Below are 20,918 nucleotides of genomic sequence, written 5' to 3'. Positions count from 1 at the left end.
TTCATATAAAAGGCCGTCTGAAACATTCAGACGGCCTTTTATTCACTTAATCAATTAAGCAAACGGGTGGTGCAAAACGATGGTTTCTTCACGGTCAGGACCAGTTGAAACAATGGCTACAGGTGCACCGCACACTTCTTCAATACGTTTCAGATAAGCTTTAGCGTTTTCAGGCAGCTTGTCATATTCTTTCACACCGAAAGTCGACTCGCTCCAACCCTGCATGGTTTCGTAAATCGGTTTGCAGGTTTCTACCGCATCGGAGCCGCAAGGCAGAATGTCGGTTTTGCTGCCATCAGGCAATTCATAACCTACACAGATATTGATGTTCTCAATACCGTCCATCACGTCCAGCTTGGTAATGCACATGCCGGAAATGCCGTTAACTTGAATAGAGCGTTTCAGAGCAGCCGCGTCAAACCAGCCACAACGACGCGCACGACCGGTTACAGAGCCGAATTCATGGCCGCGTTCAGCCAAGCCTGCGCCCACTTCGTCAAACAATTCAGTCGGGAATGGACCGGAACCCACGCGGGTAGTATAGGCTTTAACGATACCCAAAACGTAATCCAGCATTTGCGGACCTACACCTGCACCGGCAGAAGCGGCACCAGCCAAGCAGTTGGAGGAAGTCACAAACGGATAAGTACCGTAGTCGATGTCCAGCAACGTACCTTGTGCACCTTCAAACAACAGGCTTTCGCCTTTTCGGTTTTTCTCGTTCAAAACACGGGAAACATCGGTAATCATCGGCGTAATGCGCGGTGCAACTTTTTCAATGACCGCCATCACATCTTCAACTTTTACCGGCTCGGCATTGTGCAGGTGTTGCAACTGAACATTGTAATAAGCCAAAACAGCTTCCAGTTTCTCAACCAGTTTTTCAGGGTGCAACAAGTCCACCACGCGAATCGCGCGGCGGGCAACTTTATCTTCATAAGCGGGGCCGATGCCGCGACCGGTTGTACCAATTTTGCCTTTACCCCGGGAAGCTTCGCGAGCTTGATCAAGCGCGATGTGGTAAGGCAGAATCAATGGGCAGGTTGGCGCAATTTTCAGACGGCCTTCGACGTTTTTCACACCGGCAGCGTTCAATTCGTCGATTTCACCCAACAATGCTTCAGGAGAAACGACAACACCTGAGCCGATGAAGCAATCCAAAGTCTCATGCAAAATACCGCTTGGAATCAGGCGCAAAATGGTTTTTTTGCCACCGACGACCAAAGTATGGCCGGCATTGTGGCCGCCTTGGAAACGTACAACACCGCTGGTTTCTTCCGCCAGCCAGTCAACAATCTTACCTTTGCCTTCATCACCCCATTGGGCACCGATTACGACAACATTTTTAGCCATAGCCATCTAACCTTATTTCAGATACAAAATTTCAAAATAAAACTCAATCGTTCAAAGCGATTACTTTCCAAACGCCGTCTACCTGTTTCAGACGGCCTGTAACCTCTTCCGAACCGTTATAGCCGATACCGTAATCGATAACGACACATTGTCCTTGTTCGCGCAAAGCATCTACCGCTTCTTGAGCCGCAGGCATGTCTTTTACATCGACAGCCACCACGGATTCCCGTCCGATAGCAGGAAGGCGGCCGATAAAGCTGCGCAAATCAAAACTGAATCCGGCCGCAGGACGCGCACGTCCGAAGTATCCGCCCAATCCATCATAACGGCCGCCGCGTGCCACGGCATCATGACGGTTTGAACCATAAGCCGCGTAAAGCAAACCGGTATGGTAATTATCAACGCGCAGTTCCGACAAATCGATATGCACTTTTTGATTTGGGAACGCATCGCATACTGCCTGCAATTCATCCAAAGCCGCACTGACTGCGGACAATTCCGGTAATTTCTCTCTAGCCAAAGTCAGCACTTCACGACCGCCGTACAGTCGGGGCAACAGTGAAAACGCTTTTGCCCACATGCCATCTAGTTTCCACTCTTTGACCAACTGGCTGACGGCCTCGGCATCTTTGTCCTGCATTGATGACAGCAGAATTGCCGATTGCTGCACATCCAAATGCGCGGCATTTGCCAAAGCACGGAATACGCCGATATGGCCCAATGAAAGCAAAACTTCGCCCATATCGGCGATTTTCATGCTTTTCAGCATCAAATCAATCAATTCAATATCCGCTTCAATGCCTTCCAAGCCGTACATTTCCGCACCGGCCTGTAAAGGCTCGCGCATATTGAGCAATCCGTCAGGCCGCGCATGAAGCACTGAACCTGCATAGCATAAGCGGTTAATGCCTTGATTGGCGGAAAGCAAGTGGGCATCAATACGCGCCACCTGCGGTGTAATATCCGCGCGGATACCGAGTTGACGGCCACTGAGCTGATCAACGACCAAAATGGTTTTCAAAGACAAACCGGCATCGATATGCGTCAATAAGGAATGGCTGTATTCCATCAATGGCGGTTGCACCAATTCATAACCATGCACGCGGAACAAAGCCAATAGCCGCTCACGGGCGCTTTCCAGTTGTCGGGCATTGGTCGGTAACACGTCGGCAACGTGTTCAGGAAGCTGCCAAGACTTCATGAGAATCTACCTCTGTTTTTTTTGTAAACATAAAGGGCTGCTTAAATTTAAAACCAAATCAGCCTGACAACTGAAATTTTCCTGAATGCATCAACGATAAATCCGATGCGGCTTCAACAAAACTGATTTTAAATTTAAACAGCCCCTGAGTAACGGCTTCAAACCGTCGAGTTATTAAAATCAGACTTTACCATATTAAAACGAATTTTGCACCCTGTTTACAGAGAACGTAAAAAAACATTAAAAACAAGGCCGTCTGAAAACCAAATGCATAGCTGCATCATTTTCAGACGGCCTTATTCATGCCTGAACAACCCGACGCTTAACGCCAGTAACGCCACCAAGGCATATCGTCAGATCGCCATTCGTGTTGCAAGAACGGGCTTTGCGGGAAGTTGGTTTCCAAAACACGGCGTGTATCGGCAGCCAGTTGCGGCTTGTCCAGTTTTTTGTACGCCAGTTCCATCATCGCCAAAGCTTCTTCAACGTAACGGGTATTTTGGTAACGGCTGACGATTTTTTGCGCACGGTTGACCGCTGCGACATAAGCACCGCGTTTCATGTAATAACGCGCCACAGACATCTCGTTACCGCCCAAAGCGTCCACCAACTTAGCCATACGCTCGGTTGCATCGGCAGCGTATTTGCTGTTTGGATAACGTTGAACCAACTCTGCAAACGCCTGATAAGCATCGCGGTTGGCTTTCGGATCGCGGTCGGACCAGTCTTGGGAAGCCAGCTTGTTCAAGAAAGACTGGTCTTCGTTAAACAGGACCAAACCTTTCAAGTACAGCGCGTAGTCCATATTCGGATGTTGCGGATGATGGCGTTGGAAGCGCGCAATGGCAGCCAAGGCTTTTTCCGGCTCATCGTCTTTATAATAGGCATACGCCGTATCCAACTGGGACTGCTGTGCATAGCGGCCGTTTGGAAAACGGGACTCTAGAATTTCGTATAACTTGACAGCTCGCGTATAATTGTTGCTGTTCAATTCGTCTTGCGCTTCGGCATAAAGCTTTTCCACACTCCAATCTTGAGTAATTTGGGCGTCTTTATCGATTGTGCCTTTATTTGCGCAGGCACTCAGTGCCAAACCTAAAGAAACTACTAAAAGAATTTTTTTCATGCAGAATACTTCCTTTGATAACGAAGCCGATTATAGCGATGATTTAGACTTTCCGTCATCCCCTGAAACAGAAAGTTGTGTTAATTTGACCGTTCCACTCGAAATGGCGGGCGGAAGGCTGGATGCCGTATTGGCCAAACTCATGCCCGACTACTCGCGCAGCCGCCTGAGTTCGTGGATTAAAGAGGGTGCAGTCATTGTAAACGATAAGCCCGCGCAACCCAAAGACAAAATGATAGGCGGTGAATTGATTGCCGTTACGGTACGTCCGAGCGAAGAAAACCTCGCATTCACGCCAGAACCGATGGATTTGGACATCATTTATGAAGACGATACCGTCATCGTCATCAACAAACCGGCCGGATTGGTCGTCCATCCTGCCGCAGGCAACTGGAGCGGCACCCTGCTCAACGGCCTGTTGGCGCACTGTCCTGAATTAAGCCAAGTGCCGCGTGCGGGCATCGTACACCGTTTGGACAAAGAAACCAGCGGTCTGATGGTGGTCGCCAAAACCTTGCCGGCGCAAAACTCACTGGTTCAACAGCTTCAAGAGCGCACAGTCAAACGCATTTACCGTGCAGTCGCCAACGGCATTGTTCCTTTCGACGGCAAAATCGAAACCCAAATCGGCCGCGATCCGCACAACCGCCTGAAAATGGCAGTCGTCAAATTCGGCGGCAAACCTGCCATTACCCACGTCAAAGTGTTGGAACGCTATCTTTCCCACAGCTACATCGAATGCTCGCTCGAAACCGGCCGCACACACCAAATCCGCGTTCATATGCGCGAAGCCAACCATCCGCTGGCCGCCGACCCTGTTTACGGCAACCTGCGCCATCCATGCAGCGACGCGGTTAAAGAAGCCATCAAAGCCCTCGGCGCACGCCAAGCCCTGCATGCCTACCGTTTGAGCTTTGTGCACCCGAAAACCGGCGAAACCGTTTCCTTTGAAGCGCCTATGCCTGACGATATGTACCACCTGCTTTCCGTCCTGCGTCTGGAAGCCGGTTTGGATTCGTCCCTAAGCAACGAGGAAGAATGGCAAGAGAAATTCGGCATGGACGATGACGACGATTGGAATGAAGACGACTACGATGTCGAAGTGGTTTATGTAAGGGATTAAACCCATACTTTCAGACGGCCTCAAATAATATTTTAGGCCGTCTGAAATCAATCCGTTCCAATATTTCAGCGATTCTAAAATTATGAAAACCATCACAGATACCCTAAACCTCGCCCCGCAAGGCAAGAACTTTTTGACTGCCGACTGGCCAGCCCCTGCCAATGTCAAAACGCTTATTACCACGCGCAACGGCGGTGTCAGCGAAGGCGTGTACCGCAGCCTGAATGTCGGCTCACACGTCGGCGACAATCTGGAAGCCGTACTCCGCAACCGTGAAATCGTGCAGGAACAAGTCGGCCTGCCCGTTGCCTACCTTAATCAAATCCACAGCAGCATTGTTGTGAATGCCGCAGAAGCATTAGGTAATACGCCTGATGCCGATGCTTCGGTTGATACGACGGGTACGGTTGCCTGCGCCTCAATGACTGCCGATTGCCTGCCTGTCTTATTTTGCGACAAAGCAGGGACCGTTGTTGCGGCGGCTCATGCAGGTTGGCGCGGTTTGGCCTGTGGCGTTTTGCAAAATACCATTGCGGCAATGAATGTCGAGCCGCTGGAAATCATGGCCTATCTCGCCCCTGCCATCGGCCCTGATGCGTTTGAGGTAGGGCAAGATGTATTTGATGCGTTTTGCACCCCCATGCCGGAAGCTGTCGATGCGTTTGAAGACATCGGCGGCGGCAAATACCTTGCCGACATTTACGCTTTGGCGCGCATGATTCTGCATCGCGAAGGCGTGAACATGATTTATGGCGGCACCCATTGCACTGTTTTGGAACGCGATACTTTCTTCTCCTACCGCCGCGACGGACAAACCGGCCGCATGGTCAGCCTGATTTGGTTGGAAAAATAAGATTTGCGCCATCAAAGACAAGGCCGTCTGAAAGACTTTCCGTTTACGGTTTCAGACGGCCTAAACATTATTCGTTATAATCCGACGATACCGTAACCGGTTTCAACGAAGGAATATCCAATGAAAAAAATCCTATTGCCTGCACTCGCCCTATTGCTTGCCTCTTGCGGTTTCCACCTAAAAGGCACAGGCGTGACTTCGCAGCCGCTGCCTTATCAAAACTGGCATGTAGAAGGCGGAGCCGTCATGCAAAAAGCGCTGGAAAATGCCTTACGCCGTGCCGACGGTCATCCGGTTAGCGAAGCCGAATCACAAATCACCCTGCGCGTTGTCGACTTTCAAAAACGCCGCGATATCTACACCATCACCCGCGCCGCTGCAATCAACGAATACCTGCTGGCCATGACCGTCAAAGCCCAAGCCTTCCGCAACGGCGAGCCGGTTGGAGAACCGATGGAAGTTAAGGTTCACCGCACCATGGACTACGCCGATAGCGAAGTTTTGGGCAAACAGGAAGAGGAAGAAACCATTTGGTCTGAAATGCGCATCGACGCCGCAGATCAAATCGTCCGCCGCCTGACTTTCCTGAAGGCGCAATAATGGCTGCCGCGCCCATTGAGAGCCTGCGCCCCGATACGCCGCTCCAACCGTTGTACATTATTCACGGTGAAGAGGATTTGTTGCGCATCGAGGCTTTGGATACGCTGCGCGCAGCCGCAAAAAAACAAGGTTATCTCAACCGCGAAGTCTATACCGCCGAAAACAATTTTGACTGGAACGAGCTGTTGCAAAGTGCGGGCAGCGCAGGTTTATTTGCCGATTTAAAACTGCTGGAAATCCACATCCCCAACGGCAAGCCCGGCAAAAACGGAGGCGATGCCCTGCAAACCTTCGCCGAACGCCTGCCCGAAGATACGGTTACTCTCATCCTCCTGCCTAAGCTTGAAAAAGCGCAAATCCAGTCCAAATGGTTTTCCGCATTGGCAGGCAAAGGCATCGTCTTAGAAGCCAAAGCCGTTGCGCCACATGCTTTGCCGCAATGGATACAGGGCCGCCTGAAACAGCAGGGTTTGGATATCGAACCTGAAGCACTCGCCCTTTTTGCCGAGCGCGTCGAAGGCAATCTTTTGGCCGCCCGTCAGGAAATCGAAAAACTCGCCCTGCTCCATCCCCAAGGCCATTTAATCAATATTGCCGACGCAGAAGCCGCAGTTGCCACTGTCGCCCGCTTCGACGTATTCCAACTGGCAGGCGCATGGATGAAAGGCGATGCCCTGCGCGTTTCCCGTTTGCTGGACGGTTTGGAAGAAGAAGGCGAAGAGCCGGTTTTGCTGTTGTGGGCGGTTGCCGAAGACATCCGCACCCTAATCCGCCTCACTGCCGCACTCAAGCAAGGCCAAAACATCCAAAGCCTGCGCAACAGCCTGCGCTTATGGGGTGACAAGCAGACCCTTGCACCGATGGCTGCCAAACGCATTTCCATCAACCGCCTGCTCGACGCGCTCAAAACCTGCGCCAAAATCGACCGTATCATCAAAGGCGCGGAAGAAGGCGATGCATGGACCGAGTTCAAACAGCTCGTTATCTCGCTGGCCGCCTGAAACCGTTGCCACGCGTCAAGAAACTTGCACGCAATACGCCCCAAAAACAGAAAATACTGTAAAATAGCGTAAACTTAAATTCAGGCCGTCTGAACCTCGCATTTCAGACGGCCTCTTCCAGCAAAAAACAAGGAAACACCAACCATATGGATAATAAAACCAAACTTCGCATCGGCGGTCTGGCCCTGCTGACCACTGCCGTATTAAGCCTCATCATCGTTCTGATCGTCGATTCATGGCCGCTGGCTATTCTGTTGGCCGTCATCATTGTGGCCGCTGCCGCAGGCGGTTTCGTTTGGACTTCACGCCGTCAGCAACGCCAATTCCTCGAGCGCCTGAAAAAATTCGACATCGATCCGGAAAAAGGCCGTATCAACGAAGCCAACCTGCGCCGTATGTACCACAGCGGCGGTCAACATCAAAAAGACGCGATTACCTTGGTTTGCCTGTCACAAAAATGTTCCGTTGACGAAGCGCACGCCATCTTCAAAAAGCGTCCGACCCGTCAGGAAATGAACCAAATGGCTGCCCAACAGGCACGCGGTCAAAAACGTCCACACCGCTAATCCCGACAGTAACAGGCCGTCTGAACATCCTATCCCGTTTCAGACGCAACAAAGCCGCTTTCGGCGGCCAAGACGAACGGTAACAGGCCGTCTGAACATCCTATCCCGTTTCAGACGGCCTGTTTTTATTTCCATCAAACCCATTTCCGTTTCCATCGCATTATGACCCGTCTTCCTACCGCCCCACTCAAACGCCGCCTCGCCGCACTGGTTTACGAACTTCTGCTGACCGGCGCCGTTACCAGCATTGCCGCCCTTGCAGCCGGTATTGTCGCCATCTTTCTCAATCCCGTTTCCACGCGCCTGTCCATGCTGACAACCTGTCTGATTCTATTCTACGCATGGTGGCTCTACTTCCGCGCCAACTGGTATAAAAAAGGCCAAACCCTCGCCATGCAGACATGGAAAATCGGTTTAGCCGATAAAAACGATACCCAGCCGCCCCTGCCGCAGCTGCGCCTGCGCTTTATTTGGGCAAGCATTTTTATTGTCTTTATTCCCCTGTTTGCCTACGCCGGATTGCGCCATCTGCTCAATATCCCTCCTAAAGGCGCATTCGGCGCCGCGCTCATTTGGCTCATCCTGCCATGGGGCTTCGCCCTGTTCCATCCCGACCGCCAGTTCCTCTACGACTCCTTGGCCGGAACAAGGCTGGTGGATTTGAATCAGAAGAAAACAAACGAATAAAATCCAAAAGCGACTCAATCCGTAAATAAAATAAAGGCCGTCTGAAACTCAAGATAAGTTTCAGACGGCCTTTAATCATAACATCAAGCAATGATTATTCTTGCCAACGTTTGAACACCAGCGAAGTATTGACGCCGCCAAAAGCAAAGTTATTGCTGACCACATAATCGGTTTGAATCTCACGTCCGCCTGTTTGGATGTAATCCACCTTGCCGCAACGCGGATCGATGTTTTCCAAATTGACGGTCGGCGCAAACCAACCATTATTCATCATTTCGATGGTAAACCATGCTTCCAGCGCACCGCACGCGCCGAGCGTATGGCCGAGATAGCTTTTTTGCGAACTCATGGGAACGAATCCGAACACGGCTTCGGTCGCCAACGTTTCGGCGATGTCGCCTTTTTCGGTCGCCGTACCGTGGCCGCTGACATAGCCGACTTTATCAGGCGTAATACCTGCATCTTTCAGCGCAAGCTCCATACATTTTTGCATGGTCTCTTTTTGCGGTTGGGTAACGTGGCTGCCGTCGCTGTTGGCACCATAGCCGACAAGTTCGGCATAGATTTTCGCACCGCGCGCACGAGCGTGTTCCAATTCTTCCAATACGAATATGCCTGCGCCTTCGCCGATGACCAAGCCGTCGCGGCCGTTGTCGTAAGGACGCGGGGTCAGTTCGGGTTCGCCGTTGCGGCGGCTGGCGGCATAGAGTGAATCGAAAACATACACTTCGGACGGACAAAATTCTTCGCCGCCGCCCGCCAGCATCATGTCTATCATGCCGTATTTGATGGCTTCGTAGGCATAGCCTATGCCTTGGCTGCCGGACGAACACGCGCTCGATGTCGGGATGATGCGCCCTTTCAATCCGAAAAAGATGCCGATATTGGCGGCAGTCGTATGCGGCATCATGCGCACATAAGTATTGGCGTTAAAATTGCGCGATGTGCCTGTCAGCAAAAGTTCACCCATATCGCCAATGTCTTTAGTACTGCCGACAGACGAACCGCACGCCACGCCCATACGGCCGTCGGTAATGCTTTCATCACCCAGCAAGCCCGCATCCGTCAAAGCTTGTTCCGCCGCATCGACACACAAATGCGACACGCGCCCCATGCTTCTGAGCTGCTTGCGCGTCCAATGTTCGGGAGGAGAATAGCCTTCGATCGGCGCACCCAGCTGCGCTTCCAATTCAGGAAAGCGTTCGCTCCAGTCCATGTATTTGACGGCATTTTTTTCGGCTTTAAAGGCCGTCTGAATACTTTGCCAATCACGGCCGAAGGCGGTAATACCGCCGATACCTGTTACTACGACTCTTCTGGTATTCAACACAAACCTCCGTTCACAGCAATCACTTGGCGCGTAATATACGCCGCTTTTTCATCCATCAAAAAGCGCACCGCATGCGCCACTTCCTCAGGCAATCCCATACGCGCGGCAGGGACGGCCTTTAAGATTTCTTCAACAGGTACGTTCTCATCGATAATATCAGTATCGATAAGGCCCGGCGCCACGCAGTTGACGGTAATTTTGCGTTTTGCCAACTCAACCGCCAAGGCTTTTGCCGCGCCGATCAGGCCCGCTTTGGACGCGCTGTAATTGACCTGACCGCGGTTGCCCGTCAAACCGGACACCGACGCCATGCACACAATCCGTCCGGCTTTGCGGCGGCGGATCATCGGCATGGTCAAAGGGTGCAACACATTATAAAAACCATCCAAATTGGTACGCAGCACCAAGTCCCAATCGTCATCTGTAAAAGCAGGAAACGCATTGTCGCGCGTCAGGCCGGCGTTCAACACCACGCCGTAATATGTGCCGTTTGCCTCAATGTCGGCAGTCAAAATTTCTCGGCAGGCTTCGCGGTCGGACACGTCAAACTGCAACACGCGCGCATTTCTACCCAATGTACGGATTTCTTCCGCGACGGCTTCCGCTTCATCACGGCGGCTGCGGCAGTGGACGACAATATCAAAACCGTCCTGCGCCAAACCAAGCGCGACGGCTTTGCCGATACCGCGATTAGACCCTGTAATTAAAATAGTTTCACTCATACGTTTTCTCACTATATCGACAGGCCGTCTGAATCTTTGTCTTTTCAGACGGCCTTGTAAACGGTTTAAATGATTTGACCGTCTTTCGGACTGTACACATTTAAAGAAGCTTTTGCCAGCAAACCGTCCGGCGGCAACAGATGCTTCACATCTTCCGGTGCATCCGTCCAACGCAACTCGCAATCAAATACGCCCATGCCGCCCAAATCCTGAATGGACACATACGCCCTGACTTCCAGCTCAGTACCGACAGGCACGGAATCGGCAAACAAATCCAGCTTGCGCGTTCCCAATAAAAAACCCAAGCGTACAGGCTCTCCGGCCTTTAAAGACTCAATGCCTGCAAACGCGCCTATGCCCTGCGCCATCAATTCCATATAAGCCATAGACGGCAACACACCATCCTGCAGCAAAATATGCTTGTCGCCAACCGGCGCACGGCAAACCGTGTAGTCATCGCCAAATTCTTTCACACAATCGATTAGCACCATATGTCCGCTGTGCGGAAGCAGCGAAGCTACATCATAAATCGGGGCACTCGGTATTGAAGGCATAAAATGTCATCCGGGAATAAATTACGTTACAATATGCATTATAACAGAGCCTAGCTTTTACTAACCCATTTCATTACAATGTATGAAAATGTAAAACATTGAAAGACATCATGCCTCAAAACGTTTGCCGTTTCAGCTTCAATATCGCCGCATGGCAGGCCTCCTCCAGCAAAATCAGTACGCCGGAGCAATGGCAGGACTGGGCGCAGGGAAAACTCGATACCGCCTCCCTGCCGGAGTACAAACCTGCGCTCTCCTTTTTGCCGCCTATGCAACGCCGCCGCTTGGGGAAAGCGGCGCGCTTGGTTTGTGATGCAGCATGGAATCTGGCCGACCAATATCCTGAAAGCGTACCGGTGTACGTTTCGCACGACGGCGAAAGCAACCGCAGCTTTGAATTGTGGCAAGAGCTTTTGAACACGCATACCGTGTCGCCGACCTCATTCGGCCTATCCGTTCACAACGCGACGATTGGGCAATGGTCGATGTTGCGCAAAGACATGAGCGAGCATACCGCATTGGCCGTTGCCGCCGATTCCTTTGAAACCGCGCTGACCGAGGCATTTGCGCTTTTGCAAGACGGCGCGCCATCCGTTTTAATAATTGTCGCCGATGATCCTTTGTCTGAAGACTATCCCGTCTTGGCTACACGTGCGCCGTTTGCCTATGCATTGACACTGGTCATCACCAAAGGCGAAGACTATACCTTAAGCTTGGAAACCACATCCGAGAGACCGTCTGAAAACCCTAACGATACAACAGTCGAGCCCTATTGGAGCAGCTTGGAGTGGGTACGCTTCCTGCTTTCAGACGGCCGACAACACACGCAACACTATGCCGGTAGAAACTGGCACTGGCAGAAAAACGCATGAAGACTTTAGACTATTTCCGTCGCTTTTTTGCCACACTCTTCGGCTTCATCCTCTTCGGCGTTGCGGGCGTATTGTTCAAAATCGCACTTTTGCCCTACACACTTAAATCCACCAAAGGCGACATCCCGCGCCAGCTTGCCGCCCGCCGCATGATAGGCCGCGTGTGGCGGTTTTTCGTCGGCTATCTGCAATGGTCGGGCGTATTGAGCGTCCGTTTCAACGGCTTGGAAAAACTCGGCCGGCCGGGGCAGCTCGTCCTCGCCAACCATCCCTCGTTGCTGGATGTCGTCTTGATGGTCAGCCACTTCCCCGACCCGAACGTACTGGTCAAAAAAGACTTGTTGAACAACCCCAGCATGAAAAGCCAGATTATCGCTTCCGGCTACATCCCCAACGACGAAAGCATGGAAATGTTGGAAGAAATCGACGCCGTGTTCAAAAGCGGGCAAAGTATGCTGATTTTCCCCGAAGGCACGCGCACAGGCTGGGACGGACAGGTTAAAATGCACCGTGGCGCGGTATCGCTCGGTTTGCGCAGCGCATCGGTCATCACCCCCGTGTGCATCAAGATGACGCCGCCTAATTTTAAAAAGGGACAACCGTGGTACAAAATCCCACCGCAAAAAATTCATTATGAAATTACCGTCGGCGACGACATCCTGCCGGAAGAATGGCTGGCAGAAAAACCCCTGCCCATCGCCGCAAGGCGTTTAAACGAATACCTGCAAGACTATTTTACAAGGAAAACCACATGAGCAATTTAGAAAACCAAATCAAACAATTAATCATCGACAGCTTAGGTCTGGAAGACATTACCGTTGCCGACATCGGCAGCGAAGATCCGCTTTTCGGCGACGACGGCCTGGGTCTGGATTCGGTTGATGCATTGGAACTTGGTTTGGCCGTACAAAAAACCTTCGGCTTCCAGCTCGACGGTGAAAACGACAACCTGCGCGAAAACTTCGCCAACGTCAAAACACTGGCCGAGTTCGTCAAGAGCCGCCAAGCATAAGGGAGAGAGAAGATGACCGAACAAGAAGTACGCACCCTGCTGACCGACGCACTGGTTAACCTGTTTGAAATCGAACCGGAACGCATCAAACCCGAAACCAACCTCTACGAAGATTTGGAAATCGACAGCATCGACGCCATCGACCTTATCGACCACATCAAACGCGAAACCGGCCGCAAACTGCAAGCCGAAGACTTCCGCAATGTGCGTACCGTAGAAGACGTGGTTCAAGCGGTTTTGAAAGTACAACAAGATTCCTGATTTTGCTTTGAATCAGCATATTTTCAGACGGCCTTGTCAATCCGCAAGGCCGTCTGAAAATCAATCGCAACCATGAAAATACTAGGAAAACTCCTACTGACCCTTGCCAGCCTCGCGTATCCGCTCCTATGGTATTACGGCAGGGAAAACGGCGCATTTTTCTGGCTTGCTGCGGCCATGTGTGTGTTATGGCTGATACGCGCCGCCATGCCGCAAACCACAGCCCAACGCATTACGGCGATTATCCTTGCCGCTTTTTTTGCGGCGGTACTGATTTTCAGACGGCCTGACTCGATGTATTGGTATCCCGTCGCCGTCAACGCGCTGATGCTTGCCGTTTTCGGTGGCAGCCTGTTTGCCAAACAAACCGTTATCGAACGCCTTGCCCGACTGCAACACCCCGACCTGCCGCCCGAAGGCGTGCGCCACACCCGGCGCATTACGCAAATCTGGTGCGCGTTCTTTATCTTAAACGGCGCAACCGCCGCCATTTTGGCAGGCTTGCAATATTACGATTGGTGGGCGGCTTATACAGGCATCGTGTCGTATGTGTTAATGGGAATCTTATTTGCCGGAGAGTGGGTGTATCGGAAATTGGTTTTGAAGGTTTAAGATCGTCTGAAAAATCTTGTCGCGCTACCATCCATGATTTTAATATTTCAAGTAGTGCATTACATAAAAAATTTTAATTTCAAAGGATTATTCGAAAATGAGCACTCCCGCAAATATTACTTTATTCAATTATCAGGTTCTTATTGGAAAGAGGAATTTATCTAAATCACTTTTAGAACCTATGATTGAAAAAGGGTTTCAAAGAAGTCCTTCTGAAACTGAAATGCAAAAAATATCGGCAACTATAGATAAAGAGAATGGCCGTTTTATCCGACTTGTATTTAGCACAGGAAGCGTATATCCGCTACCTCCTAATGTAATTAGTATAGAAAATGGAAAAACAACTAAAAATCGTCGGAAGAAAACAGAAATTGAACCTAAATTCTCCTATGGAATTATGGATACAAAAACAGGGGAAGTCTGGCTTCAATACAATAAAAATAGTATTTTTAGAGAGGCGTTAAATTATTTTCATCCAAATGAACATATAGAAATAAAACAAATACTAGATGAAGAACAATTTCAAAAATCCATAAATGAAATAAAAGAAATTAAATTAACTATATTGCCCAATACGCTTTCTTGCTCTAACTCATTGACCGAACATCTCCAAGAAGATATTTATCAATATGGGGCATCTAGTGCTGAATTCACAATGAAATACAAAGAAAAACTTACAATAGAAAAAGTCAAAAACGTAGTAAAGAATTTCATCACAAACAAACTTGAGTTTAAAAAATTAGTTATTGCCGGTAAAAATACTGATAATTTAGAGATGGTTTTTAATACCAATATAGTATCTAGCAAAATTGGAGTAACCTGCTCCACTGATGAGAATGGACTACCAAGAGAAGATGAGCTTTTTAAACAAGCCATTTTAAAAATATTGGAAATCTCACCATGATTAAAAATATTATAAAATGTACAATATATCTTTTCTTTACCTTCCTTTTTTATCTTGTTATTAGCAAATATAACTTAGGGTTTTCAGGCAAAATTTCTGATTTACTATCCTTTCTTTCTATTGCAATAGGTTTTTGCATTACTTCATTATCATTAATAGCAACAACAAAGTTTTCCCAAGCGTTATATAATATACAGAGTAGAAACAGAAACGATAAAACATTATTACATGAACTAATACAGATATTTCAAACAGCAAATTATTATTTTCTAATATTGATATGCTTAATAATTTGCTATCTTTTTATAGAAAATATTTTTGAAGGCAACTTAATATATATCAAACATAATATATCATGGCAGATAGAAACTAAAAATATTTTCCAATCTTGTATTACTTCACTTATTTTTATTAGCTTATATAAATTCTATAAGCTTATTCAAATCCTCGGACAATATGTAATACAAGCCGCTAAAGAACAGTAACAAGCTATCGAATCAGAATTATGCACCTAACCCGAATCCTATCCCCCAACCTACCCCAACACGACCTTATCGCCACCCATCCGAATTGGACGCGTGCTGATTTCAACCGTGCGGTTTTCCATCTGTCAGGCCGTCTGAAACAGGCAGGCGTGCAAACGGCCGCGTTGTGGTTTGACGATGCCGCGCTGTTTGCCTGTGCCGTGTTGGCAGTGTGGCATTCGGGCGGAAAGGTTTTATTGTTGCCCAATTTGGCGCAAGACAATTTGGAATGGGGAAAAACGGCAGAAGCGTTTTTAACGGATTCAACAGATAAAAAGCTGTCTTCAGACGGCCTGAACATCTGGCACTTGCCTGATGTATTGACTAAAACAGAATCGGAAGCGCTGCACACCTATCCTGAAAACCATCTGATTCCCGACGATGCTGAAGCATGGCTAAAAACATCAGGTTCCAGCGGCGAAGCGCAGATTATTGTGAAAACCGCCGCGCAAATGCAGGCAGAAGCCCTGACTTTGGCAAATACGCTGCCATTTGGGCAACACGGTGAAACCGTGGTCGGCAGCGTCATTCCGCAGCATCTTTACGGCTTCACATTCCGCTTTGCACTCGCGCTGACAATGGGTTGGACTATGGAGCGACAGCAGGCGGTTTATCCGGAAAACCTGCTTTCCAGCACGGCCGCACATGATAAAGTGGTTTGGATTGCCAGCCCGGCCGTACTCAACCGCTTGGGCGAAAACCGCAACTGGCAAAGTATCGGCCATAAAATTGCAGGCATTGTCTCGGCCGGCGGCGCATTGCCCGCAGCCACGGCGGATTTGCTGCAACAGGCTGCCGTCCGCCCGTTTGAAGTTTATGGCAGTACCGAAACCGGCGTGATTGCCTCACGTTGCGAACGCCAAGAATGGCAGCCTTTCGAAGGCGTGGAAATCGGGCAAAACGAAGAAGGCGCACTTTGGGCTTCTTCGCCTTGGTCGCCCGAACGCCGTCAAACAGCCGATTTGATCGAGCCGCAAGATGACGGTTTTCTGTTACTCGGTCGGCAAGACCGCATTATTAAATTTGAGGACAAACGCGTGTCGCTGACCCAAATCGAACACGAACTTTTACAACATCCTTGGATTGCCGACGCCCACTGCGGCCGTCATCCGCAACATCAACGCATTGCCATATGGGCGGCATTGAACGCAGACGGTATCGCCGCCTTACGCGAGAAAGGCCGCGCTGCGGTTGCCGATACGCTCAAACGCCACCTGGCCGCCACGCAGGACACCATCGCCCTGCCGCGCTACTGGCGTTTTACCGACAGCCTGCCGCGCAATGCCCAAGCCAAAATCGCTGCGGCGGATTTTCAGACGGCCTTTACCGTTGCCCAAACTTCGCCCGTTTGGTCGAAAACATCATCTGACGATGAAACCAATACCGAAACCTTCATCGGCCGCGTACCTTTGGATTTGGTTTATTTCGGCGGCCATTTTGCCACCTTCCCGCTGGTTCCCGGCGTGGTCGAGCTGCAATGGGTGCGCAACCTGATCGCGCCCCAGTCATGGGGCAAACAGCGCGTTATCCGCATCGAAAATCTAAAATATCAGCAGTTTATCCGTCCTCATGATGAAGTGTCGGTAGAGCTGAAATACGATGAAGGCAAAAACAAACTGAGCTTTAAAATCAACAACGGAGAGCATCCGTGTGCATCAGGACGGATTGTGTTTGAGGCCGTCTGAATATACCTATTAACTTTTTAGTGGAAAACCAACAATATGCAACTCTTCCCCGCCCTAGAACAACGCTACTCCCACGAACACCAGTCCGCAGGCGAGGCTCAACGTCTGGCTCAAGAAATCGCTTTTGCACCGATTGTGTTCCAAGTTTCCCGCCTGATGGTGAAATTTGGCATTCTGGACCTGCTGAACGACCATCCAGACGGCCTCACTCAAGCCGAAATCGCTGAAAAAACGAAAATCAGCAACTACGCGGCACAAGTCCTGCTGGAAGCTTCACTTTCTATCGGCACTGTCTTAACTCGCGACAACCGCTATTTCATCAGCAAGGCCGGTTGGTTTGTCCTCAAAGACAAAATGGCTCGCGTCAACATGGATTTCACGCAGGAAATCTGCTACCTAGGCATGTTTGATTTGGAAAAAACCCTGCAAACCGGCAAGCCCGAAGGCCTGAAAGTATTCGGCGACTGGCCGACCATTTACGAAGGCTTGTCTTCATTGCCAAGCATCGCGCAGGAAAAATGGTTTGCATTCGACCATTATTATTCCGACAATTCCTTCGCCGAAGCACTGAATACCGTGTTCGCCAAACCGGTTAAAAAACTGCTCGATGTCGGCGGCAATACCGGCCGCTGGGCGGAGCAATGCGTCAACCACAATGCCGAAGTCGAAGTAACCATCATGGATCTGCCGCAACAAATTGGCCTAATGCGCGAAGCGACCAAAGGCAAAAACGGTGCGGACCGTATCCACGCCCATCCGGCCAACCTGCTTGATCCTGAAATTCCGTTCCCGACCGGTTTTGACGTGATTTGGATGAGCCAATTCCTAGACTGTTTCACCGAAGAACAAGCCACCAGCATTCTTCAACGCGCCGCTGCGTCCATGAGCGAAAACACCAGCCTCTACATCATGGAGCCTTTCTGGGACAGACAACGCTACGAAACCGCCGCCTACTGCCTGACCATGACCAGTCTGTATTTCACTGCCATGGCCAACGGCAACAGCAAAATCTTCCACTCTGAAGACCTGATCCGTTGCGTTGAAAAAGCCGGATTGAAAGTAGCGGAAATTTCAGACGGCATCGGTCGTGGCCACAGCATCTTGCGCTGCGTTAAGGCCGTCTGAACATCATCTTTTAAACCCTAAAAAGAAACCGACCCCAACAGCCATTTCGGCTATCGGGGTCGGTTTGTTTTTAGGTATCAGCCTTAATGCATCAGCCGCGCAACATCCATACTGCGCACACTAAAGCAATCGCTACCAACAAAGCGGCAAACAGTTGTCCCATTCCGGCCAATTTAGGCTGCTTGGCATCGATGGTTTTAAAGCCGTTAATCATCGGTGTAATCAAATCCTGTTTTTTCACAAAGCGATACAGCAAAACGGCCGCGATATGTACGCCCGCCAAAACAGCTAAGACATTAAAGAAATTGACATGGATTTTTCGCGCCAGCGTACCGGCGTGTTCGCTGACCAAATGATTCAAAAAGCCAGAATTGATAAACGTATTTTCATCAGCGGCAAATAAGCCTGTGGCCGTCTGAAAAACTAAGGCGACCAATAAAGCGATCACCATCAGCGCGCCCAAAGGATTGTGGCCGACCAATTCGTCTTCAGACATTTGGCCTTGTGTGTAGCGGCGGATTTCGGAAAACGGGCGTACAAATCGGCTGAATTTTGCCGTATCGCTACCCCAAATCCCCCAGCACATGCGGAAAACCACCAAAGCCAGCATCAACAAGCCGCCGCGTAAGTGCCATACCAGCATATCGCCGCCTTGGGTTGCGCTGTACCACATGAATCCCATCATTAGCACCAAGAGCCAATGGAACAGGCGCGTAGGTGCGTCCCAAACTTTTATTTTTTGCTTCATTACCTTTTACTTTCTGATTTAAAATTAAATTTCTTATCTTGGAAGGTTACGCCATGCAGCCCATCTACACGCTTCCCGAATCGCTTCAAGCTTTTCAGACGGCCTTAGCATTTCCCGACGTATTCCGCCCCCGCGCCCAAGAATCACACAAAGGCACATACGGCACGCTTGCCATTATCGGCGGCGCAACAGGAATGAGCGGTGCAATAGTTTTGGCAGCCACAGCCGCGATGTATCAAGGGTGCGGCAAGGTTTGGGCTGGCTTCAACCAAGCCACGCTGCCTTTTGCCATCATTCCCGAACGCCCTGAAATTATGCTCGCCACTGCGATCCAACTGATGAAGCGCGACGATGTCAGCGCACGCGTAATCGGCTGCGGCTTTGGTTTGGACGGATTATCAGAGCAGCTGCTGCCCCAAATCCTGTCTACACACCATGACCAGCCTTTATTGCTCGATGCAGATGCTTTGACACTGCTTGCCCGCTCTTCCGAATTAGCCGAACGTCTCAAATTGTACAAACATATCGTCCTGACACCTCATCCGGCCGAAGCCGCCCGCCTACTCTGCACCGATACCCAATCAGTTCAAGCCGACAGGCAAAAAGCCGTAACCGAAATCAGCCGTAAATATGGCGCGACCGTTGTATTGAAAGGCCATCATACATTGGTGGCCACGGCAGACGGCATAGTCTATACCAACACCAGCGGCAATGCCGGTTTGGCCACCGCAGGCAGCGGCGATGTCTTGAGCGGCATCATCGGCAGCCTGCTGGCGCAAGGCATTCCGACATTCCAAGCCGCCTGCGCCGGCGTATGGCTACATGGTGCAGCGGCCGATGTCATCAAACACAGCAGCCAAATCGAAACCGGTATGCTTGCCGGAGAAATCGCACCTGTCGCCCGATGGGTGCGCAATATTTTATCAAAAGAATAATGCCGTCTATATAGCAAATACAAATCACAGGCCGTCTGAAAATCAATCCTTATTTTCAGACGGCCTTATTTTATTTTAAGCCATTTTGCAAATTAAGGTTAAGGCGTGTATCCTTGGTTTCCCTTAAAAACAACTTCACAACATCTCATCATGAATACCCTCAACAAAATCAGTGATTTTATCGGAAAGACCTTTTCCCTCTGGGCCGCGCTCTTTGCCGGTATCGCTTTTTTCGCCCCCGACACCTTCAAATGGGTCGGCCCTTACATTCCTTGGCTACTGGGCGTCATCATGTTCGGCATGGGCTTGACCCTCAAACCCTCCGACTTTGATATTTTGTTTAAACATCCCAAAGCCGTCATTATCGGCGTGATTGCCCAATTCGCCATCATGCCTGCGACAGCCTATCTGCTGGCGAAACTGTTGAACCTGCCTGCCGAAATCGCGGTCGGTGTGATTTTGGTCGGCTGCTGTCCGGGCGGTACGGCTTCCAATGTGATAACTTATTTGGCGCGCGGCAATGTGGCTTTGTCGGTTGCCGTTACATCGGTTTCCACCTTGATTTCCCCATTGCTGACCCCTGCCATCTTCCTGATGCTTGCCGGTGAAATGCTGGAAATCCAAGCGGGCGGCATGTTGATGTCCATTGTCAAAATGGTTTTGCTTCCCATCGTTTTGGGCTTGATTGTCCATAAAGTCTTGGGCAACAAAACTGAAAAACTGACCGATGCGCTGCCGCTGGTTTCCGTTGCCGCCATCGTGCTGATTATCGGTGCGGTAGTCGGCGCCAGCAAAGGCAAGATTATTGAAAGCGGCCTGCTGATTTTCACGGTTGTCGTACTCCACAACGGTATCGGCTATCTGCTCGGCTTCTTTGCCGCCAAATGGACCGGCCTGCCTTATGATGCACAAAAAACGCTGGCCATCGAAGTCGGTATGCAAAACTCAGGCTTAGGCGCCGCCCTTGCCGCCGCACACTTTGCCGCCGCGCCGGTTGTTGCCGTTCCCAGCGCATTGTTCAGCGTGTGGCACAATATCTCCGGCTCGCTTCTGGCAACTTATTGGGCAGCCAAAGCCGACAAAAATAAAGAATCCTAGACGTCTTTAATCATAAGGCCGTCTGA

At 50.2% G+C, this 20,918-nt stretch carries 23 protein-coding genes; 16 read left to right on the top strand and 7 right to left on the bottom strand.

Annotation, left to right across the window (positions count from 1 at the left end; genetic code table 11):
• Nucleotides 1-54: 54 nt before the first annotated feature.
• From O3660_RS06100 to O3660_RS06090, 3 genes are all read right to left on the bottom strand, one after another.
• A complete protein-coding gene (locus O3660_RS06100) occupies nt 55-1,353 on the bottom strand; it encodes an adenylosuccinate synthase (RefSeq protein WP_049351236.1) in 1,299 nt (432 codons plus the stop codon).
• 43 nt (nt 1,354-1,396) lie between these two features.
• Nucleotides 1,397-2,554, bottom strand: coding sequence for an ATP phosphoribosyltransferase regulatory subunit (locus tag O3660_RS06095; protein WP_049351237.1), 1,158 nt, complete (start codon nt 2,552-2,554; stop codon nt 1,397-1,399).
• 322 nt (nt 2,555-2,876) lie between these two features.
• Nucleotides 2,877-3,680, bottom strand: a complete 804-nt coding sequence (locus O3660_RS06090; protein ID WP_049328486.1) for an outer membrane protein assembly factor BamD — start codon at nt 3,678-3,680, stop codon at nt 2,877-2,879.
• On the opposite strand from O3660_RS06090, the gene rluD reads away from it, so the two are divergent.
• The 6 genes from rluD (at nt 3,679) to O3660_RS06060 (ending at nt 8,510) form a co-directional block, all read left to right on the top strand.
• The gene (gene rluD / locus O3660_RS06085) at nt 3,679-4,803 is read left to right on the top strand and encodes a 23S rRNA pseudouridine(1911/1915/1917) synthase RluD (RefSeq protein ID WP_049328485.1); all 1,125 of its coding nucleotides are present in this window, start codon (nt 3,679-3,681) and stop codon (nt 4,801-4,803) included. The genes O3660_RS06090 and rluD overlap by 2 nt on opposite strands.
• Before the next feature lie 82 nt (nt 4,804-4,885).
• Nucleotides 4,886-5,656 (top strand): peptidoglycan editing factor PgeF, encoded by a 771-nt coding sequence (pgeF, locus tag O3660_RS06080; protein ID WP_049351238.1) that lies wholly within the window; start codon nt 4,886-4,888, stop codon nt 5,654-5,656.
• Between the two features lie 120 nt (nt 5,657-5,776).
• Nucleotides 5,777-6,256 carry an LPS assembly lipoprotein LptE gene (gene lptE, locus O3660_RS06075; RefSeq protein WP_003680809.1) on the top strand — a complete coding sequence of 160 codons (480 nt, stop codon included), beginning with the start codon at nt 5,777-5,779 and terminating at the stop codon, nt 6,254-6,256.
• Nucleotides 6,256-7,257 (top strand): DNA polymerase III subunit delta, encoded by a 1,002-nt coding sequence (gene holA, locus O3660_RS06070; RefSeq protein ID WP_049351239.1) that lies wholly within the window; start codon nt 6,256-6,258, stop codon nt 7,255-7,257. Before lptE ends, holA begins: the two co-directional genes overlap by 1 nt.
• Nucleotides 7,258-7,403: 146 nt before the next feature.
• Nucleotides 7,404-7,823: a hypothetical protein gene (locus O3660_RS06065; RefSeq protein ID WP_003746427.1), complete on the top strand. Its 420-nt coding sequence runs from the start codon at nt 7,404-7,406 to the stop codon at nt 7,821-7,823.
• A 162-nt stretch (nt 7,824-7,985) separates the two neighbouring features.
• Nucleotides 7,986-8,510 (top strand): RDD family protein, encoded by a 525-nt coding sequence (locus O3660_RS06060; protein ID WP_049351240.1) that lies wholly within the window; start codon nt 7,986-7,988, stop codon nt 8,508-8,510.
• Nucleotides 8,511-8,604: 94 nt separating this feature from the next.
• Here the strand turns inward: O3660_RS06060 and O3660_RS06055 are convergent, their stop codons facing one another.
• The 3 genes from O3660_RS06055 to O3660_RS06045 all read right to left on the bottom strand — a co-directional run bounded on the left by O3660_RS06055 (nt 8,605) and on the right by O3660_RS06045 (nt 11,116).
• Nucleotides 8,605-9,840, bottom strand: coding sequence for a beta-ketoacyl-ACP synthase (locus O3660_RS06055; RefSeq protein WP_049351241.1), 1,236 nt, complete (start codon nt 9,838-9,840; stop codon nt 8,605-8,607).
• Entirely contained in the window at nt 9,834-10,562 is a 729-nt protein-coding gene (gene fabG, locus O3660_RS06050; protein WP_003680817.1) for a 3-oxoacyl-ACP reductase FabG, read from the bottom strand. The genes O3660_RS06055 and fabG overlap by 7 nt, the downstream gene beginning before the upstream one ends.
• Nucleotides 10,563-10,627: 65 nt before the next feature.
• Nucleotides 10,628-11,116, bottom strand: coding sequence for a thioester dehydrase (locus O3660_RS06045; protein WP_152333326.1), 489 nt, complete (start codon nt 11,114-11,116; stop codon nt 10,628-10,630).
• Between the two features lie 110 nt (nt 11,117-11,226).
• Between O3660_RS06045 and O3660_RS06040 the strand changes: the two genes are divergently transcribed.
• From O3660_RS06040 to O3660_RS06005, 8 genes are all read left to right on the top strand, one after another.
• Complete coding sequence (locus O3660_RS06040; protein ID WP_371464655.1) at nt 11,227-11,988, top strand: beta-ketoacyl synthase chain length factor; 762 nt, start codon at nt 11,227-11,229, stop codon at nt 11,986-11,988.
• Nucleotides 11,985-12,743, top strand: coding sequence for a lysophospholipid acyltransferase family protein (locus tag O3660_RS06035; protein WP_049351244.1), 759 nt, complete (start codon nt 11,985-11,987; stop codon nt 12,741-12,743). The genes O3660_RS06040 and O3660_RS06035 overlap by 4 nt, the downstream gene beginning before the upstream one ends.
• Nucleotides 12,740-13,000, top strand: coding sequence for a phosphopantetheine-binding protein (locus tag O3660_RS06030; protein WP_003680822.1), 261 nt, complete (start codon nt 12,740-12,742; stop codon nt 12,998-13,000). The genes O3660_RS06035 and O3660_RS06030 overlap by 4 nt, the downstream gene beginning before the upstream one ends.
• Before the next feature lie 12 nt (nt 13,001-13,012).
• On the top strand, nt 13,013-13,261 hold the full coding sequence (locus tag O3660_RS06025; RefSeq protein ID WP_003680823.1) for an acyl carrier protein: 249 nt from the start codon (nt 13,013-13,015) through the stop codon (nt 13,259-13,261).
• A 72-nt stretch (nt 13,262-13,333) separates the two neighbouring features.
• Nucleotides 13,334-13,873 (top strand): membrane protein, encoded by a 540-nt coding sequence (locus O3660_RS06020; RefSeq protein WP_049351245.1) that lies wholly within the window; start codon nt 13,334-13,336, stop codon nt 13,871-13,873.
• A 97-nt stretch (nt 13,874-13,970) separates the two neighbouring features.
• Nucleotides 13,971-14,777 (top strand): hypothetical protein, encoded by an 807-nt coding sequence (locus O3660_RS06015; protein ID WP_049351246.1) that lies wholly within the window; start codon nt 13,971-13,973, stop codon nt 14,775-14,777.
• 505 nt (nt 14,778-15,282) lie between these two features.
• Nucleotides 15,283-16,986 carry an acyl-CoA synthetase gene (locus O3660_RS06010; RefSeq protein ID WP_049351248.1) on the top strand — a complete coding sequence of 568 codons (1,704 nt, stop codon included), beginning with the start codon at nt 15,283-15,285 and terminating at the stop codon, nt 16,984-16,986.
• Nucleotides 16,987-17,022: 36 nt separating this feature from the next.
• Complete coding sequence (locus O3660_RS06005) at nt 17,023-18,111, top strand: methyltransferase (RefSeq protein WP_049351249.1); 1,089 nt, start codon at nt 17,023-17,025, stop codon at nt 18,109-18,111.
• Nucleotides 18,112-18,202: 91 nt separating this feature from the next.
• Here O3660_RS06005 and O3660_RS06000 read toward each other — a convergent pair whose 3' ends face one another.
• Nucleotides 18,203-18,859 carry a cytochrome b/b6 domain-containing protein gene (locus O3660_RS06000; protein ID WP_049351250.1) on the bottom strand — a complete coding sequence of 219 codons (657 nt, stop codon included), beginning with the start codon at nt 18,857-18,859 and terminating at the stop codon, nt 18,203-18,205.
• 53 nt (nt 18,860-18,912) lie between these two features.
• On the opposite strand from O3660_RS06000, the gene O3660_RS05995 reads away from it, so the two are divergent.
• Entirely contained in the window at nt 18,913-19,794 is an 882-nt protein-coding gene (locus O3660_RS05995; RefSeq protein ID WP_049351251.1) for an NAD(P)H-hydrate dehydratase, read from the top strand.
• A 150-nt stretch (nt 19,795-19,944) separates the two neighbouring features.
• Nucleotides 19,945-20,892 carry a bile acid:sodium symporter family protein gene (locus O3660_RS05990; RefSeq protein ID WP_049351252.1) on the top strand — a complete coding sequence of 316 codons (948 nt, stop codon included), beginning with the start codon at nt 19,945-19,947 and terminating at the stop codon, nt 20,890-20,892.
• Nucleotides 20,893-20,918 lie beyond the last annotated feature (26 nt).

This window comes from Neisseria sp. 27098_8_139, assembly GCF_041433195.1.
Taxonomy (GTDB): Bacteria; Pseudomonadota; Gammaproteobacteria; order Burkholderiales; family Neisseriaceae; genus Neisseria; species Neisseria subflava.
The sequence above is the reverse complement of the archived record's forward strand: the minus strand, read 5'-3'. Positions and strand labels throughout refer to the sequence as shown.

Coding starts and splice junctions, on each gene's coding strand:
- O3660_RS06100 (WP_049351236.1), bottom strand. CDS start 1,353: ATGGCTAAAAATGTTGTCGTAATCGGTGCCCAATGGGGTGATGAAGGC.
- O3660_RS06095 (WP_049351237.1), bottom strand. CDS start 2,554: ATGAAGTCTTGGCAGCTTCCTGAACACGTTGCCGACGTGTTACCGACC.
- rluD (WP_049328485.1), top strand. CDS start 3,679: ATGCAGAATACTTCCTTTGATAACGAAGCCGATTATAGCGATGATTTA.
- O3660_RS06090 (WP_049328486.1), bottom strand. CDS start 3,680: ATGAAAAAAATTCTTTTAGTAGTTTCTTTAGGTTTGGCACTGAGTGCC.
- pgeF (WP_049351238.1), top strand. CDS start 4,886: ATGAAAACCATCACAGATACCCTAAACCTCGCCCCGCAAGGCAAGAAC.
- lptE (WP_003680809.1), top strand. CDS start 5,777: ATGAAAAAAATCCTATTGCCTGCACTCGCCCTATTGCTTGCCTCTTGC.
- holA (WP_049351239.1), top strand. CDS start 6,256: ATGGCTGCCGCGCCCATTGAGAGCCTGCGCCCCGATACGCCGCTCCAA.
- O3660_RS06065 (WP_003746427.1), top strand. CDS start 7,404: ATGGATAATAAAACCAAACTTCGCATCGGCGGTCTGGCCCTGCTGACC.
- O3660_RS06060 (WP_049351240.1), top strand. CDS start 7,986: ATGACCCGTCTTCCTACCGCCCCACTCAAACGCCGCCTCGCCGCACTG.
- fabG (WP_003680817.1), bottom strand. CDS start 10,562: ATGAGTGAAACTATTTTAATTACAGGGTCTAATCGCGGTATCGGCAAA.
- O3660_RS06045 (WP_152333326.1), bottom strand. CDS start 11,116: ATGCCTTCAATACCGAGTGCCCCGATTTATGATGTAGCTTCGCTGCTT.
- O3660_RS06040 (WP_371464655.1), top strand. CDS start 11,227: ATGCCTCAAAACGTTTGCCGTTTCAGCTTCAATATCGCCGCATGGCAG.
- O3660_RS06035 (WP_049351244.1), top strand. CDS start 11,985: ATGAAGACTTTAGACTATTTCCGTCGCTTTTTTGCCACACTCTTCGGC.
- O3660_RS06030 (WP_003680822.1), top strand. CDS start 12,740: ATGAGCAATTTAGAAAACCAAATCAAACAATTAATCATCGACAGCTTA.
- O3660_RS06025 (WP_003680823.1), top strand. CDS start 13,013: ATGACCGAACAAGAAGTACGCACCCTGCTGACCGACGCACTGGTTAAC.
- O3660_RS06020 (WP_049351245.1), top strand. CDS start 13,334: ATGAAAATACTAGGAAAACTCCTACTGACCCTTGCCAGCCTCGCGTAT.
- O3660_RS06015 (WP_049351246.1), top strand. CDS start 13,971: ATGAGCACTCCCGCAAATATTACTTTATTCAATTATCAGGTTCTTATT.
- O3660_RS06010 (WP_049351248.1), top strand. CDS start 15,283: ATGCACCTAACCCGAATCCTATCCCCCAACCTACCCCAACACGACCTT.
- O3660_RS06005 (WP_049351249.1), top strand. CDS start 17,023: ATGCAACTCTTCCCCGCCCTAGAACAACGCTACTCCCACGAACACCAG.
- O3660_RS06000 (WP_049351250.1), bottom strand. CDS start 18,859: ATGAAGCAAAAAATAAAAGTTTGGGACGCACCTACGCGCCTGTTCCAT.
- O3660_RS05995 (WP_049351251.1), top strand. CDS start 18,913: ATGCAGCCCATCTACACGCTTCCCGAATCGCTTCAAGCTTTTCAGACG.
- O3660_RS05990 (WP_049351252.1), top strand. CDS start 19,945: ATGAATACCCTCAACAAAATCAGTGATTTTATCGGAAAGACCTTTTCC.